Origin of the sequence: Acinetobacter rathckeae, from assembly GCF_015627125.1 — a bacterium.
Taxonomy (GTDB): Bacteria; Pseudomonadota; Gammaproteobacteria; order Pseudomonadales; family Moraxellaceae; genus Acinetobacter; species Acinetobacter rathckeae.
Window position 1 is genome coordinate 103481 of the sequence record NZ_VTDO01000003.1, and the last position, 16231, is coordinate 119711.

The window sequence follows — 16231 nt, forward strand, 5'->3', positions numbered from 1 at the left end:
GTTGCTCGACTGTATCTTTTAACGAGATAAACGAAAATCTGCTTTGCCGTTTACGGTATAAGGAGACAATGAAATCGCTTCACCGTTTAAGTTTAATGACACGGCTTTGGCATCATTCAACTGAATTTGGAAAGGCGTCTGACCATTGAGCGTAAGGTCTTGTGTTTGTCGACCTTTCGCAAGGACTTTACCCGTAGAGTCAATAATACTGAGCGAAGTCGGTTCTGAAATTTTAATTTCCAACTTGTCGCCCGACATATCACTGTCTTGGTTTAATGAAAGTACTTGCACATTTGATGGATTTGCAGTTGCTTGCTCTTGTTTCTTTTTGTTAGACCAATTTTGTACCGCAAGCATTGCGACCCAAATGAGTAATGCAATCACGATTAAAACAACTATTCGCTTTAGCCATTTACGGTTACGACCGCTATTCGATCCAGGCAATTTCCCCATAATTTTAATCGGTGAATCATTTAATGCATGTTCAGCATGAAAACCTGTATCGTTTTGATAAATTTCATCAAAACGCTGAATAATCATAGATGCATCAACATTTAAATGCCGTGCATAGGTACGATAATATCCTTTAATAAAGGTCGCTTCTGGTAACGCAGTATATTCATCTTTCTCTAAAGCTTCCAATGTACGCAATGGCATATTTAATGCCAAAGAGATATCAGCCAACTCATATTTTTTTTGAAGACGGACATGGCGCAAATATTCACCAGGACGTTGAATATTCCCTAAATTGTTTGAGGTTGATTGTGTACCTGCCGATTGCTGTGAATTTGGATTTACTTCCATACCGCCTCAGTATTGTACTGTTGTTGCAAATAATTTTGATACTCTTGGCTATCTGGATATTTTGCTCGTAGTTGATTGGCCAAGACCTGCTGGGTAATGTTATCACCATTTGCGTGCGCGATGCGAATTCCTAACCAAAGTGCCACATTCGTTTGGTTATTCATGCCAACAACACGCACATAATTTTGATAAAGTGCTAATGCATTAGGGTATTGTGCTTTCTGATAAGCAATATCTGCAAGTGCTTGATAAGCAAAGTCTGCGTTTGGGTTCACCTTCACTGCACTTTGGTAACTTTGCTCAGCACTAACAATATCACCTAGCTTCTGATAGGTTTTCCCTAATGTCTCAAAAGCTAAAGCACGCTGAGTATACCCTAAAGTAGAGGCTGCAATTTGTAACTCTTTGATTGCATCTTGAAAATGACCCGTTTGATACAAATAAAAACCATAGTTATTTCTAATTTGTGGATCTGCTCGGTCTAAAGCAATCGCTTTTTTAAAATAGCCTTCTGCTTTGGCAACATTTACAGGGCTACCCTCTTGTTGTAACAACACCGCCATCATCATATAAGTTGTCGAGTCAGTGCTGTCTTTTTTAAGCGCTTCATCTAACTCACGCTTAGCCGCATCAATATCACCTGTACGAAGATACTCAGCTGCCATTTGCGTGCGAACTTGAGCAGATTTTTTTGGATCTACTTTAAGTTTATCTCCTGTTGATTGACAAGCTGTAAGCAAAAACACACTAACAGCCACACACCCATGTACTAAAGATTTGATTGCACGCATGTTTTTTCACCATGGCTTTTTATCATTGCTCAACCTTGAGACCGTACAATCTCATTTTGTTGTGCAACTTTCTTTTTCCACTGTTCAGCACGGCGTGTTCGATCTGCCACTTGCCCAACCAACTGGCCACAGGCAGCATCAATATCATCACCACGCGTTTGACGAATGGTGCATACAAATCCTGCATCTGAAAGCACTTTTTGAAATGCCATAATGCGATTACGACTTGAACGACCATACGGCGCATGTGGAAACGGGTTAAAAGGAATAAGGTTGATTTTACTTGGTAACTCTTTCAATAAATTGACCATTTGATGTGCATGCTCAAGTTGGTCATTTACACCATCAAGCATAACATATTCAATCGTGACATGTTTACGTGCACTTTCGTTACCATCTTTTTTAATATAACGCTGTGCAGATGCAATCAGTTGAGCCAATGGATACTTTTTATTAATTGGCACAAGCTCATTACGTAACTCATCATTTGGTGCATGTAGAGAAATTGCCAAAGCCACATCAAGCTGTTCTGCCAGCTTATCAATCATCGGTACAATACCAGATGTCGACAACGTCACACGGCGTTTAGACATACCATACGCAAAGTCATCTAACATCAGTGTCATGGCTTTCACAACAGGTTTAAAGTTGAGTAATGGCTCACCCATACCCATCATCACTACATTGGTGACCGAGCGTGTACGATCAGCAACGGCCACATCTTCCATATAAGACTGGTTAGCAACCCACAACTGACCAATAATTTCGTCTGAAGTTAAATCTCGCTGAAAACCTTGCTTACCTGTCGAACAAAATGAACAATCTAAAGCACAGCCCACTTGCGATGACACACATAATGTTTTACGTGCACCTGTTTTATCATCTGCGGGAATTAATACGGTTTCAACCAAAGACCCAGAACCCTCACCCACACGAAAAACCCACTTACGTGTACCATCTTTCGAGTAGTTACGATGAACCACTTCTGGTGCTTTGACTTCACATACTTTTTCTAATTTTTCTCGTAATTTACCTGAAATATTACTCATTTCGGCAAAGTCGGTCACAAAGTACTGATGTACCCATTTCATGACCTGCCCTGCTCTAAATTTTTTCTCACCAATACTTTCAAAAAATTGTTCGAGCTCTGCACGTGACATGCCGAGTAGGTTGATTTTTGGCGTTGCATCATTGGTCGGCTGATGCAATGTGGCATTATTTTGTTCATCAACCACTAAAGATGAACCAACTGCTTCATGAGCCATGTGTATATTACCTAAACAATATTGAAGATGAGAGAGATGGGCGTGTTGCGAAAAGTGAATGTATGAAAAACAAAAAACCAGATAAGTAGTATACCACTTATCTGGTCACGTTGTCTCAAATTAACGAGTACGTGGGCACACTTCAGTTTGTGCAAAGAAGTAAGATACTTCACGTGTAGCAGATGCTACAGAGTCTGAACCGTGTGCAGCATTTTCATCGATGCTTACAGCAAAGTCTGCACGGATTGTACCAGGTGCAGCTTCTTTAGGGTTTGTCGCACCTAAAATTTCACGGTGAGCAAGAACTGCATTTTCACCTTCAAGTACAGATACAACAACTGGACCAGAAGTCATAAATGCAACGAGGTCAGCAAAGAAACCACGTTCTTTGTGCTCTGCATAGAAGCCTTCAGCTTCAGCTTGAGACAAGTGCTTCATTTTAGTTGCAACAATTTTTAGACCTGCTTTTTCAAAGCGAGCAAAAATATCACCCACGTGGTTTTTAGCAACAGCATCTGGTTTAACAATAGATAACGTACGTTCAACTGCCATGATTAGGCTCCTTAAACAAAAGAAACAGCAAAAATTTTTCGCATTATAACGAGGTCAGTCGAAATAATCAGCTTACAACGTGTAAAATTTCAATTTTTTAACAGTTTTTTTAGTCTGCTTCATCAATCCAAGCCATTTGAATCGCTTCAAGCAAACCTTCGGTTGACTTTGTAGGGTCATCTGAGAAATCTGGTAAAGCACAGACCCATGCATGTAAGTCCGTAAACCGTACCCATTGTGGGTCGATATCTGCATGTGCTTCAGACAATTCAATGGCAATGTCTAGTGTATCTGTCCAACGTAATCCCATGTCTTGCTCACAATCTTTAGTACAAAAAACATTATAAATGATTTACAGCAAAATATGACAATAATAGCCCACCGTCAGTGCTATGACAGCTAAAGCCACACCTAGCAACGCCCCCACCAACACGTCCGTTGGATAATGTAGCCCCAAAATCACTCTAGATAACGCCACCAATACCATAAATGGCAACATCAGATATAAAAGCACTGGAGAAAGGTAACCAAATACAATGGTGGCCAATACCGCATGTAAAGTATGCCCAGATGGAAAACTATAATGATCTAGTGGCCGATCACCCAACACAATGACCTGATGTACTTGGTACGGTCTAGGACGTAAAGTTTTCGTTTTCAGTAATTTGTACAGTGCTGTTGCACAAAAACTCGCACAAGCCAAATAAATAATCTGTTTATAGCCATATTGTTCTTTTAACAACCACACCATGACCAACATCACAAACCAAAATACACCATCACCTAAACGGCTAATCAGCTTAAAAAAAGATGCAACCGACTGGTGTTTTGACCACTGATTTAAATAAATACAACATTGTAAATCAAATGCCAATACTTTCATTTTTAATATATTCAACACAGATTCACCTCTGTTGATTGTGTTTATTTTTATACCCATATTTACTTTTTAAAACACAGCATCAAACCCATAGCATCATCATAAACTAAAACATATGATACTGGCATGACAAAACGTATAGACATAAAAAAACCTGCATATTTGCAGGTTTTTTTATGTCTATACAAAAAATTAGTTTTTGTCTTTATCAATAATTTTATTTGCTTTGATCCAAGGCATCATTGCACGCAATTTATTACCAGTCACTTCAATGCCATGCTCTGCATTTTGACGACGACGAGCAGTCATAGATGGGTAGTTTAAAGCACCTTCTTGAATGAACATTTTTGCATATTCACCAGATTGGATACGTTTAAGTGCATTACGCATTGCTTCACGAGATTGCTCATTGATCACTTCAACACCTGTTACGTATTCACCGTATTCCGCGTTGTTTGATACTGAGTAGTTCATGTCTGCAATACCACCTTCAAACATTAGATCAACAATGAGTTTTAGCTCATGTAGACATTCGAAGTATGCCATTTCTGGTGCATAACCTGCTTCAACCAAGGTTTCGAAGCCCATTTTTACCAACTCAACCGCACCACCACAAAGAACTGCTTGCTCACCAAATAAGTCAGTTTCAGTTTCTTCACGGAAAGATGTTTCGATAATACCAGTACGACCACCGCCGACACCAGACGCGTAAGACAATGCAACATTACGTGCATTACCTGAAGCATCTTGATGAATGGCGATTAAGTCAGGCACACCTGAACCACGTTGGAATTCTGAACGAACAGTATGACCTGGTGCTTTTGGTGCAACCATAATCACGTCTAAATCTTTACGTGGTACAACTTGGTTGTATAACACTGAAAAACCATGTGCAAATGCAAGCGTTGCACCTTCTTTGATGTTTGGCTCAATCACATCACGGTAAAGTTGTGATTGGAACTCATCAGGCGTTAAGATCATAACAAGATCTGCACCTTTTACCGCTTCAGGAACTTCAGCGACTTTCAAACCTGAATCTTGTGCTTTTTTCCATGAGGTAGAACCTGCACGTAGACCAACAGTGACATCTACACCTGAATCTTTCAAGTTCAATGCATGTGCATGGCCTTGTGAACCATATCCAATGATCGCTACTTTTTTGCTTTGGATAATTGACAGATCACAGTCTTTATCATAGAAAATTTGCATGTGTTATCTCCAGTAAAAATCTTTTTAATTAAATACTTAAAACTTTTTCGCCACGTGCGATACCCGACACGCCAGAACGAACAACTTCTAAAATGGTATTTTCTGCGAGTGCATCCATAAAACCATCTAACTTTTCAGTTGTACCCACAATTTGTACGGTATACGTGGTTGGTGTTACATCTACAATCGTGGCACGGAAAATATCCGCAGTACGTTTAATTTCATCACGTGCTGTACCCAATGCTTTCACTTTGATCAGCAACAATTCTCGTTCAATATGTGCGCCATCACTTAGGGCAATTACTTTGACCACTTCAATCAGTTTATTGAGCTGTTTAGTAATTTGCTCGATTTTGTGGTCATCACCATAGGTTGTCAGGGTCAAGCGTGACAATGTTTCGTCTTCGGTTGGTGCAACATTCAATGTTTCAATGTTATAGCCACGTTGGCTGAATAAACCAACTAAACGTGATAACGCACCAGATTCATTTTCTATCAGTACCGAAATAATGTGTCTCATACTCATGCTGTACGTTCCCCTTTGGCTAGCCACATATCTTTCATAGACTGTGCTGGCACTTGCATTGGATAAACATGCTCGTCGTCTTCAACCAATACATTAATGAAAACACATTTATCATGAATAGCCATGGCTTCTTGTAGCTTTTCTTCTAGCTCATCTGCGTGAGTGATATTAATCGCAACATGACCATAGGCTTCCATTAACTTACTAAAGTCTGGTAAAGACTTCACATAAGACTGCGAGTGTCTGCCTTCGTAGTTCATGTCTTGCCATTGGCGAACCATACCCAGTGAGCCATTATTTAAGCACAAGATTTTGACATTGATGTCGTACTGCTTACATGTTGAAAGCTCTTGGATACACATTTGAATTGAGCCATCACCTGTCATACAGACCACTTGTTGCTCTGGAAATGCCAACTTTGCACCCATCGCATAAGGTAAGCCGACACCCATTGTGCCTAAACCACCTGAGTTAATCCATTGGCGTGGTCGGTCATATTTATAATATAGCGCACTAAACATTTGGTGCTGACCTACATCAGAAGTAATAATGGCTTCGCCATGTGTCACTTTATATAACGCTTCAACCACTTGCTGTGGCTTCATGTTGCCATTTTGAGCAGGTTCATAGCGTAAACCATGATGCCCACGCCATACATTAATCTGCTCCCACCAATCACTCAGTGCCTCAGGGTTTGGCTTAGACACATTTAGTTGCTTCAACTGTGCAAGCATTTCTTGCAATACAGGTTGCACCGCACCCACAATTGGAATGTGTGCTGAAATAGTTTTCGAAATAGTTGCAGGATCAATATCTATATGAATAACTTTAGCATTTGGGCAGAATTTGCTTGGGTTATTGGTCACACGGTCATCAAAACGAGCACCCACTGCAAAAATCACATCTGCATTATGCATCGCCATGTTGGCTTCATAATAGCCATGCATGCCCAACATACCTAAGAACTGAGGGTCTGTACCTGCAAAACCACCCAACCCCATAAGTGTACTGGTCACTGGGTAATTTAAAAGGTGTGCAATTTCAGTCAAAATATCTGATGCATTGCCTTGTACCAAACCACCACCGGTATAAATCACAGGACGTTTTGCAGTCAATAGCTCATCAACGGCTTTACGAATTTGACCTGCGTGACCACGATACGGCGGTTGATACGAACGCATTTTCACTTTTTCAGGGTAAGTATATGCGAACTTATCTACTGGGTTAGTGACATCTTTTGGAATATCAATCACAACAGGGCCGGGACGGCCACTTGCAGCAATGTAAAACGCTTTTTTTATAATTTCAGGAATTTCACTGGCATGGCGTACTTGAAAGCTGTGTTTTACAATCGGTCTAGATACACCAATCATGTCTGTTTCTTGGAATGCGTCTTCACCAATGAGATGTGATGCCACCTGACCAGACAACACCACCATTGGAATAGAGTCCATGTAGGCAGTTGCGATTGGTGTTACAGTATTGGTTGCACCAGGCCCAGAAGTCACAAGCACAACACCTGTTTTTCCTGTGACACGTGAGTAGGCATCTGCCATATGACCTGCAGCTTGTTCATGGCGTACTAGGTAATGGTTGACTTTATCTTGTTGATACAATGCATCATAAATATGTAGAACAGCACCACCCGGATAACCGAAAACGTGCTCAACTCCCTCGTCCGCAAGTGCACGAACAAGCATTTCACCACCAGAAAGAAGTTCCAACGTGATTCACCCTATTTTTTTGCCGTACTGCAATTACAACACACAATACGATTAATTCTAAATATCCACTGTGCTTTTTTGTGTCAGCACAGCTAAACGGTTTATCTTGCAACAGGAATAATTATGACGCAACAGCAGATTACGCTGAAATCACACATCAGGCTATATAAAATATGCTGGGATAAACACACTTTAAAACATAACAGCTCGGCTAGAGTGCATGCCTATTGCAACTACATTTCTTTGAAGGGTGATCAAATCATGTAAGATAGTGCAACATTTTTGTTGTTTCAATATACAATGTCAAGGCTTAAGCCTCTTTTTCGTAATTATTCTGCAATAAAAACACATACAAGAAAATTTTCCTGCCTTTTATAGTTTTTTAGGGCCAATTTTGGTAATTTTTACCTCAGGCTATATTTCATTGATTGCCTTAATTCTATCTACCCTTTCATACCAGCGTGGTCAGGCTTATGACAAACCCCAAAAAACTTTATAGTGCTTTGCTTACACTATTGTTGACCACCACAGCATATGCACAAGACATTTACAAATGGATTGATGCCAATGGAACCACGCATTACAGCCAAACACCACCACAAAATGCAAAAAAAACCACGATCTTTAAAACGTATGGCCAAACGACCTCATCTGCATCTTCAGCATTACCGCCAGATCAAAATCCACCTAGACCTATAGCAGAAACCATATCGAATAACTCAGCTACAACACCAAACGCTATAGCTGGATCGAATTCTTCCGAAAAGCTACCGCAATGATAAAAGACATGAAAAGATAGACTTTAATCACAAACAAGATTCACTTTTTACCGTATTTTACGCTATGCTGTACGGTAATTTTATAACTTCACCTTGTCGTCGATTAAATTTTATGACTACATCACATATTGATTCAGAATATCAAGCCGGTGCGATTGAACCCCAAGTACAACAAGACTGGGCAAATCGCAAATCTTTTAAAGTTGCAGATACAGTAGAAGGCAAACGTCGCTACATCCTGTCTATGTTTCCATACCCAAGTGGCAAACTACACATGGGGCATGTACGCAACTACACCATTGGTGATGTGATGAGTCGTTATTATCAACTCAAAGGTGAATCCGTACTACAACCTATGGGATGGGATGCATTTGGTCTTCCTGCGGAAAATGCAGCCATTGCCCACAAAGTTGCGCCTGCACAGTGGACATTTGAAAATATTGCCTACATGCGTGACCAATTAAAGAGCTTAGGTTTAGCCATTGATTGGGATCGTGAAATTGCGACATGTACGCCAGAATACTACCGCTGGGAACAATGGCTTTTTGTACAACTCTACAAAAAAGGCTTAATTTATCGCAAATTATCGACTGTAAACTGGGACCCTATAGACCAAACCGTTTTAGCCAATGAGCAAGTGATTGATGGTAGAGGTTGGCGTTCGGGTGCATTGGTTGAAAAACGTGATATTCCAATGTATTACTTCCGTATTACAGACTATGCACAAGAACTTCTTGACGACTTAGACCAACTCCAAGACGGCTGGCCACAACGTGTGCTTACCATGCAACGCAACTGGATTGGTCGTTCTGAAGGCATGGATATTACCTTTCCATCGGCCGACAGCAGTATTTATGAAGATGGTTTAACCGTATATACCACTCGCCCAGATACACTCATGGGTGTGACTTATGTTGCGATTGCAGCTGAGCACCCTATGGCGAAAAAAGCGGCTGAACTTCGCCCTGAATTAAACGACTTTATTGAAGAGTGTCGTCATGGCTCTGTGTCTGAAGCAGACATGGCAACAGCTGAGAAAAAAGGCGTTGCAACAGGTTTATATGTAAAGCACCCTCTCACAGGTGAAGAAGTACCTGTATGGATTGCAAACTATGTACTCATGTCTTACGGTTCTGGGGCGGTCATGGCTGTACCTGCACATGACGAACGTGATTTTGAATTTGCCAACAATTTTGGCTTAGATATTAAACAAGTGATTTCTGTTCATGCAGAAGAAAGCTACGACCCAACACAGTGGCAAGAATGGTACGGTAGTAAAGAAGGCACTCTCATTCACTCTGGTGAATTTGATGGCTTAAACTTTCAACAAGCCTTTGATGCATTTATTGCCAAGCTACAACCACAAGCACTCGCAGATAAGAAAGTACAATTCCGCTTACGTGACTGGGGTGTTTCTCGTCAACGTTATTGGGGTTGCCCAATTCCAATGATCAATTGTGAATCATGTGGTCAAGTGCCTGTACCTGAAGAACAATTGCCTGTGGTATTACCAACAGATGTGATTCCAGATGGTTCAGGAAATCCTTTGGCCAAAATGCCTGAGTTTTATGAAACAACATGCCCAAATTGTGGCGGTGCTGCCAAACGTGAAACAGATACCTTAGACACTTTTGTAGAGTCATCTTGGTACTATGCACGCTATGCATCACCAGATTTCGCTGAAGGCATGATTAAGCCAGAAGCGGCACAAACATGGTTGCCTGTGACGCAATATATTGGTGGCGTTGAACATGCCATCTTGCATTTATTGTATGCACGTTTCTTCCATAAACTCATGCGTGATGAAGGTGTTGTTCAAGGCAATGAACCGTTCACCAACTTGCTTACGCAAGGCATGGTATTGGCAGATACGTTCTACCGTGAGGCTGCAGATGGCAAAAAAACATGGTTCAACCCTGCCGATGTCACTTTAGAACGTGACGAGAAAGGCCGTGCAATTTCTGCGATCTATAAAGAAGATGGTCAGCCTGTTGTGATTGGTGGCCAAGAAAAAATGTCGAAGTCGAAAAATAACGGCGTAGACCCGCAATCAATTATTAATCAATATGGTGCAGATACAGCCCGCGTATTTACCATGTTTGCTGCACCACCTGATCAATCACTTGAATGGTCAGATGCAGGTGTTGAAGGCTCAAACCGTTTCTTAAAACGTGTATGGCGTTTAACCACGACATTCTTAGAGAAAAATGTTGAACATGTTGCACTTGATACTGCAAACTTAAGCAAAGAAGCGCAAGACTTACGTAGAAAAACCCATGAGACCATTGCCAAAGTTGCAGATGACCTTGAACGCCGTCATGCATTTAACACCGCAATTGCTGCTCAAATGGAGTTCTTAAACAGTATTGCGAAGTTCAATGCAACATCAGCGCAAGATTTTGCAGTAGAACGTGAAGCGATCGTGAGCTTACTCACGCTACTTGCCCCATTTGCACCGCATTTGAGTCAAACCCTATTGGCTCAATTTGGCATTGATTTAACCAAGCATCAATTCCCAGAAGTTGACCAACAGGCCTTAACTCGTAACGTGCAAACGATTGTGGTACAAGTCAATGGTAAGTTGCGTGGTAAACTAGAAGTTGCAGTTGGTTTATCAAAAGAAGATATACTTGCTCAAGCCAAAGCACTACCAGAGGTTCAACAGTTCTTAACAGGTCCAACGAAAAAAGAAATTGTTGTACCAAATAAATTGGTTAACTTAGTTGTATAAAAAGGAAAAAGCATGCACTTAACTCATCGTTTAGCAGCTGTCGTTTTAACTTTAGGTTTAAGTGCAAGCTTGGTCGGTTGTGGCTTTCACCTTATAGGTAAAGGCCCGTATGTAGCACCTGTTGCATACAACAACATGGCACTCAGTTTACCAACCAAAGCCAATGCCCTTGAAGAAAAACTCATTGTCTATCTTACGGGCAATGGCATACACGTCACTACAAACGCCAGTCAGTACACATTACGCGTTTTAGACTACAACTATCGTCGTCAGAAACTTAGTGGTCGTGTGGCTGAGGTCATTTTGCAACTCAATGCAACATTCCAAATTGAAGATAAAAATGGCAAGGTAATTACTCAACCTCGAACAGTAAGTAGTGTAAAAACCTATCAGTACAATGTGGCAACCGTAAACGTAGATGACAACGAAGAAAGCTATTTAAAAGATATTTTGGTGGATGATGTTGCACAACAAATGGCTCGCCAAATTGCAACTAATCGTTTACCCACCGTTACCGCTAAGTAATTTAAGCATTCTTGTCTCATTATGAAAATTGACTATTTCCAAGCACTCAAACACAGCCAAAATGCCTTGGGTGCTTGGATTTTACATGGGCAAGAACCACTTTTAGAACAAAATTTACTTGACCAGTTTCGTAAGCACTGGCAAAGCCAAGACATTGAAAGACAGCGTTATGACATACAAAATGTCAGTGATTGGAAACAAGTGTTCCAAGCGCTCAATAGCCTATCGCTATTTTCTCAAGCATTAGCGATTGAAGTACATAGTCATATTAAGCCCGATGCTCAAGCACTCAAACAGCTCAAGCTTTTTATTCAAGATCCTCAAGAAAATACCCTTGTTGTGGTCATGCCAAAACAAGACAGTGCAGGCTTTAAAAGTAGTTTTTTTAAAACAGTCGAAGCCAATGGGGTTGTTGTTTCCCTACACTTACCCTACGAAAAAGACCAACAAAATGTACTTGAACTTGAAGCAAAAAAAGTAGGTATTCAACTCGAAAAAAGTGCATGGAAATGGCTTCTTGAACACCATGAGCATAATTTATTGGCTGCTAAAAACAGTCTGATTCGTGTCAGTGACACATTCCCTGAACACAAAAATATTTCAATTGATGAACTACTCAACTGCTTACAAGACCAGTCGCGATATTCGATTTATGATTTAAGCGATGCCTTACTTAAAGCAGACTTTGCTCAATCTGTTAAAATTTATCAGTATTTAGTGGCCACAGATGAGCCTATGAGCTTAATTTTATGGTTACTGAATAAAGAAATGCGCCTTCTCATGCAAATATTTGAAGACCCGCAGTCAGCAACACAACTCGGTATTTGGCAAAATAAAGTCAGAATGTACCAACAAGCAGTGCAACGTTTTCAACCCCATAGCCTATTACAATGGCCTGCCTTACTGTTACATGTAGACCTTGCAATTAAAGGTCATAATAAGCAACCCGCTCATCTGACTGTACTACAAATCATTGCAACTTTATGTGGCAAGCCACTTTTTAATTAAAATAATAATTATTATCAATCTCATTTAAATCATTTTATAATCATCCAACATGTTCACAGTAGATTCATTATTTTCACTTAATCTACCCTTCTATATTTCATTTTTGCTGACGTTACAACACGCTATGTTAAAAAAAATTAAACCGATACGCCTTATTGTTGTTATAGCAATCATTGCAACGCTCTGTTTCTTTGCATGGGAATGGTTCAAACCAAAGAATGGACAACCACAATACATTACCGAAGAAGTGGTTCGTGGTAATCTTGAAAATACAGTCCTTGCGACAGGTACACTCGGTGCAAGTAAGAGTCTAAATGTCGGAGCTCAAGTTTCAGGTCAAGTCAAACACATGTATGTTCAACTTGGTGACCAAGTCAAAAAAGGGCAAATCATTGCTAAAATTGATTCGGTAACGCAAGCCAATGACCTAGAAAATAGTGCAGCAAATATCAAAAGTCTGCAAGCACAACGCTTACAACAAGAGGCTCAACTGAACGAAGCCAATTTAGAATACAAACGCCAAAAAGCCATGTTTGCACAAGATGCAACCTCTCGTGCCAGTTTTGAAAGTGCCGATGCCAAATACAAAACAGCACTCGCACAGCTTAAAGTCATTGATGCTCAAATTGAGCAAGCACACTTATCAGAATCTACTGCACGTATTAACTTAAGCTATACCAAAATCATTGCACCAATGGATGGTACGATTGTCGCGATTGTGACCAATGAAGGCCAAACGGTCAATGCAAACCAAACTGCACCAACCATTGTGAAACTCGCACAGCTCAACCAAATGACCATTAAGGCACAAGTGAGCGAAGCCGATATTATGAAAATTGAAAAAGGGCAACAAGTCTATTTCACCACATTAGGTGACGACAAAAGACGTTATGCGACACTTCGCCAAGTTGAGCCTGCGCCTGACTCAATTACCAGTGATTCAACCAGCACATCAAGTAGTACTGCCATTTACTACAATGCCCTTTTTGATGTACCTAACCCAGATCAGAAGTTGCGTATAAACATGACGGCTCAGGTTTATATTGTACTGAGTTCGGCTAAAGATGCATTATTAGTACCTTCTGCTGCCTTAAGCAACTTACGTGCCCCAAAAACAGATCATGCACCACAAACGCCACCAAATGCTCCAACCAATACAGCAAACAAGCCTCAAAAACTTGATTTAACAGAGGCACAAAAAGAATTATTAAAATCAGGTCAAGCCAGTCTAAGCATGGTACGTGTATTGGTGAATAATACCGCTCAACCACAGCAAGTACTCGTTGGCATGAATAACCGTATTAGCGCGCAAGTCCTTGCAGGGCTTAAAGAAGGCGATCAAGTGATTATCGCAGACAGCAGTGACTCATCTGCAGCCAACGCGAAAGCCAATAACAACCGTAAACGTACGAACACACCGCCACCAATGGGAATGTAAGCATGACACAACAAGCATTGCTTGAAGTTCGTGACCTCATTCGAGAGTTTCCTGCGGGTGAAAGCACGATTCAAGTGTTAAAAAACATTAACCTGAGTATTTACGCAGGTGAATTGGTTGCGATTGTTGGGCAATCAGGCTCTGGTAAGTCCACACTCATGAATATCTTGGGCTTTTTAGACCGCCCAACCCAAGGCCAATACTGCGTGAATGGTCATGAAACAGGTCAACTTGAACCTGATGAATTGGCACAATTACGCAGAGAATATTTTGGTTTTATTTTTCAGCGTTACCACTTACTCAATGACCTTTCAGCAGAAAGTAATGTAGAAGTACCTGCAGTGTATGCCAGCAGTGCATCTCATGAACGCAAAGAACGAGCAAAACAACTACTCACTGCCCTTGGGCTTGAGCAAAAAACCCAAAACCGCCCCAATCAACTCTCTGGTGGTCAACAACAGCGAGTATCTATTGCTCGAGCACTGATGAATGGTGGTGATGTCATTTTAGCAGATGAACCCACAGGGGCTCTTGACTCCAATAGTGGTATTGAAGTGATGCGTATTTTACGTGCGTTAAATGCCGCAGGTCACACCATTATTTTAGTCACACATGATATGGATGTTGCAAAAAATGCAACTCGTATTATTGAGCTAAAAGATGGTGAAGTCATTGCCGACCGAGCCAATGAACAAAAAGCCCTTGAAGATAGCGAAACCCCATCTTCACATCAGGCTATACTCAACTCAAATACAGAAAAAGGTAAAAAAGTATCTGCTTTTCGCTCTGCTTTAGATCGACTCTCTGAAGCCTTTCGTATGGCACTTTTAGCCATGAACGCACACCGTATGCGTACCTTTTTGACCATGTTAGGGATTATTATTGGTATTGCATCTGTCGTGACCGTGGTTGCTCTTGGGCGTGGTTCGCAACAAGAGATTTTAAAAGAAATTAGCAACTTGGGCACAAATACCATTACCGTTATGCAAGGTAAAGGCTTTGGTGACAACTCAAAAACTGCCAATTTTAAAACCCTTGTGCCAAGTGATGCAGATGCACTGGCAGCACAGCCTTATGTAAGTGCTGTTAGCCCCTTAGTAAACACCTCTAAAGTGATTCGTTTTCAAGAAAATGAAGCCACGGCAACCATTAACGGCGTAGGACGTGACTTCTTCACCGTAAAAGGACTCAGCTTCCAAGAGGGACAAGGTTTTGATGACACCAGTGTACGTATTCGTGCCCAAGATGTTGTCATTGATACCAACACCCAAAAGCAGTTCTTTTCACATTTACGTAGTCCGATTGGTCAGGTGATCTTACTTGGTAGTGTACCTGCACGTATTATTGGGGTGATTGCACCACCTACAAGTACAGCAGGTGTGAGTGATTCACTGAATGTATATATGCCATATACCACCGTCATGAGTCGTATTTTAGGGCAGTCAAATGTAAGAAATATTTTAGTGCTCATTAATGATAAATACTCTACAGATGCGGCCGACAATGCCATTGTTAATCTACTCACGCAACGGCATGGTGCACAAGACATTTATACCATGAACAGTGACAGCATTCGCCAAACCATTGAAAAAACCACCAACACCATGACACTACTGGTGTCTGCCATTGCAGTCATTTCATTGATTGTAGGCGGTATTGGGGTCATGAATATTATGTTAGTTTCCGTAACTGAACGTACCCAAGAAATTGGGGTACGCATGGCTGTTGGAGCAAGACAAGGGGATATTTTACAACAATTCCTTATCGAGGCTGTATTGGTGTGCTTATTGGGCGGTATTTTAGGGGTGCTTTTATCACTCGGTTTAGGTCAGCTCCTCACGCAATTGGGCGGTGGTGCATTTACTCTGTCTTACTCTACCCTATCTATTGTGGCCGCATTTATTTGCTCTACCCTTATTGGTGTAGTGTTTGGCTTTTTACCTGCAAAAAATGCAGCAAAACTCGACCCTGTTGCCGCTTTGGCTAGAGAATAAGGAAT

General features: G+C 41.0%; 15 protein-coding genes. 6 read left to right on the forward strand and 9 right to left on the reverse strand.

Annotated features, from left to right (window positions below):
• Nucleotides 1-18: 18 nt before the first annotated feature.
• From I2F31_RS06110 to I2F31_RS06150, 9 genes are all read right to left on the reverse strand, one after another.
• Nucleotides 19-804, reverse strand: coding sequence for a helix-turn-helix domain-containing protein (locus tag I2F31_RS06110; RefSeq protein ID WP_195769406.1), 786 nt, complete (start codon nucleotides 802-804; stop codon nucleotides 19-21).
• Nucleotides 795-1595, reverse strand: coding sequence for a type IV pilus biogenesis/stability protein PilW (gene pilW, locus I2F31_RS06115; protein WP_195769407.1), 801 nt, complete (start codon nucleotides 1593-1595; stop codon nucleotides 795-797). The genes I2F31_RS06110 and pilW overlap by 10 nt, the downstream gene beginning before the upstream one ends.
• Nucleotides 1596-1624: 29 nt before the next feature.
• A complete protein-coding gene (rlmN, locus tag I2F31_RS06120; RefSeq protein ID WP_195769408.1) occupies nucleotides 1625-2860 on the reverse strand; it encodes a 23S rRNA (adenine(2503)-C(2))-methyltransferase RlmN in 1236 nt (411 codons plus the stop codon).
• 120 nt (nucleotides 2861-2980) lie between these two features.
• The gene (ndk, locus tag I2F31_RS06125) at nucleotides 2981-3412 is read right to left on the reverse strand and encodes a nucleoside-diphosphate kinase (RefSeq protein ID WP_195769409.1); all 432 of its coding nucleotides are present in this window, start codon (nucleotides 3410-3412) and stop codon (nucleotides 2981-2983) included.
• A 109-nt stretch (nucleotides 3413-3521) separates the two neighbouring features.
• On the reverse strand, nucleotides 3522-3722 hold the full coding sequence (iscX, locus tag I2F31_RS06130) for a Fe-S cluster assembly protein IscX (RefSeq protein WP_195769410.1): 201 nt from the start codon (nucleotides 3720-3722) through the stop codon (nucleotides 3522-3524).
• Nucleotides 3723-3764: 42 nt separating this feature from the next.
• Nucleotides 3765-4295: a phosphatase PAP2 family protein gene (locus I2F31_RS06135; RefSeq protein ID WP_228285134.1), complete on the reverse strand. Its 531-nt coding sequence runs from the start codon at nucleotides 4293-4295 to the stop codon at nucleotides 3765-3767.
• Between the two features lie 189 nt (nucleotides 4296-4484).
• Nucleotides 4485-5501 carry a ketol-acid reductoisomerase gene (gene ilvC / locus I2F31_RS06140; protein WP_195769412.1) on the reverse strand — a complete coding sequence of 339 codons (1017 nt, stop codon included), beginning with the start codon at nucleotides 5499-5501 and terminating at the stop codon, nucleotides 4485-4487.
• A 28-nt stretch (nucleotides 5502-5529) separates the two neighbouring features.
• A complete protein-coding gene (ilvN, locus tag I2F31_RS06145; RefSeq protein ID WP_195769476.1) occupies nucleotides 5530-6021 on the reverse strand; it encodes an acetolactate synthase small subunit in 492 nt (163 codons plus the stop codon).
• 2 nt (nucleotides 6022-6023) lie between these two features.
• A complete protein-coding gene (locus I2F31_RS06150) occupies nucleotides 6024-7751 on the reverse strand; it encodes an acetolactate synthase 3 large subunit (RefSeq protein ID WP_195769413.1) in 1728 nt (575 codons plus the stop codon).
• 473 nt (nucleotides 7752-8224) lie between these two features.
• On the opposite strand from I2F31_RS06150, the gene I2F31_RS06155 reads away from it, so the two are divergent.
• From I2F31_RS06155 to I2F31_RS06180, 6 genes are all read left to right on the forward strand, one after another.
• Complete coding sequence (locus I2F31_RS06155; protein WP_195769414.1) at nucleotides 8225-8530, forward strand: DUF4124 domain-containing protein; 306 nt, start codon at nucleotides 8225-8227, stop codon at nucleotides 8528-8530.
• Nucleotides 8531-8642: 112 nt separating this feature from the next.
• Nucleotides 8643-11261: a leucine--tRNA ligase gene (leuS, locus tag I2F31_RS06160; RefSeq protein ID WP_195769415.1), complete on the forward strand. Its 2619-nt coding sequence runs from the start codon at nucleotides 8643-8645 to the stop codon at nucleotides 11259-11261.
• A gap of 12 nt (nucleotides 11262-11273) precedes the next feature.
• On the forward strand, nucleotides 11274-11786 hold the full coding sequence (locus I2F31_RS06165; RefSeq protein ID WP_195769416.1) for an LPS-assembly lipoprotein LptE: 513 nt from the start codon (nucleotides 11274-11276) through the stop codon (nucleotides 11784-11786).
• 21 nt (nucleotides 11787-11807) lie between these two features.
• Nucleotides 11808-12794: a DNA polymerase III subunit delta gene (holA, locus tag I2F31_RS06170; RefSeq protein ID WP_195773635.1), complete on the forward strand. Its 987-nt coding sequence runs from the start codon at nucleotides 11808-11810 to the stop codon at nucleotides 12792-12794.
• A 124-nt stretch (nucleotides 12795-12918) separates the two neighbouring features.
• Complete coding sequence (locus I2F31_RS06175) at nucleotides 12919-14232, forward strand: efflux RND transporter periplasmic adaptor subunit (RefSeq protein WP_195769418.1); 1314 nt, start codon at nucleotides 12919-12921, stop codon at nucleotides 14230-14232.
• A 2-nt stretch (nucleotides 14233-14234) separates the two neighbouring features.
• On the forward strand, nucleotides 14235-16226 hold the full coding sequence (locus tag I2F31_RS06180) for a MacB family efflux pump subunit (protein WP_195769419.1): 1992 nt from the start codon (nucleotides 14235-14237) through the stop codon (nucleotides 16224-16226).
• Nucleotides 16227-16231 lie beyond the last annotated feature (5 nt).

Coding starts and splice junctions, on each gene's coding strand:
- iscX (WP_195769410.1), bottom strand. CDS start 3,722: ATGGGATTACGTTGGACAGATACACTAGACATTGCCATTGAATTGTCT.
- I2F31_RS06180 (WP_195769419.1), top strand. CDS start 14,235: ATGACACAACAAGCATTGCTTGAAGTTCGTGACCTCATTCGAGAGTTT.
- I2F31_RS06155 (WP_195769414.1), top strand. CDS start 8,225: ATGACAAACCCCAAAAAACTTTATAGTGCTTTGCTTACACTATTGTTG.
- holA (WP_195773635.1), top strand. CDS start 11,808: ATGAAAATTGACTATTTCCAAGCACTCAAACACAGCCAAAATGCCTTG.
- pilW (WP_195769407.1), bottom strand. CDS start 1,595: ATGCGTGCAATCAAATCTTTAGTACATGGGTGTGTGGCTGTTAGTGTG.
- I2F31_RS06110 (WP_195769406.1), bottom strand. CDS start 804: ATGGAAGTAAATCCAAATTCACAGCAATCGGCAGGTACACAATCAACC.
- rlmN (WP_195769408.1), bottom strand. CDS start 2,860: ATGGCTCATGAAGCAGTTGGTTCATCTTTAGTGGTTGATGAACAAAAT.
- ndk (WP_195769409.1), bottom strand. CDS start 3,412: ATGGCAGTTGAACGTACGTTATCTATTGTTAAACCAGATGCTGTTGCT.
- I2F31_RS06165 (WP_195769416.1), top strand. CDS start 11,274: ATGCACTTAACTCATCGTTTAGCAGCTGTCGTTTTAACTTTAGGTTTA.
- leuS (WP_195769415.1), top strand. CDS start 8,643: ATGACTACATCACATATTGATTCAGAATATCAAGCCGGTGCGATTGAA.
- I2F31_RS06135 (WP_228285134.1), bottom strand. CDS start 4,295: ATGAAAGTATTGGCATTTGATTTACAATGTTGTATTTATTTAAATCAG.
- I2F31_RS06175 (WP_195769418.1), top strand. CDS start 12,919: ATGTTAAAAAAAATTAAACCGATACGCCTTATTGTTGTTATAGCAATC.
- ilvC (WP_195769412.1), bottom strand. CDS start 5,501: ATGCAAATTTTCTATGATAAAGACTGTGATCTGTCAATTATCCAAAGC.
- ilvN (WP_195769476.1), bottom strand. CDS start 6,021: ATGAGACACATTATTTCGGTACTGATAGAAAATGAATCTGGTGCGTTA.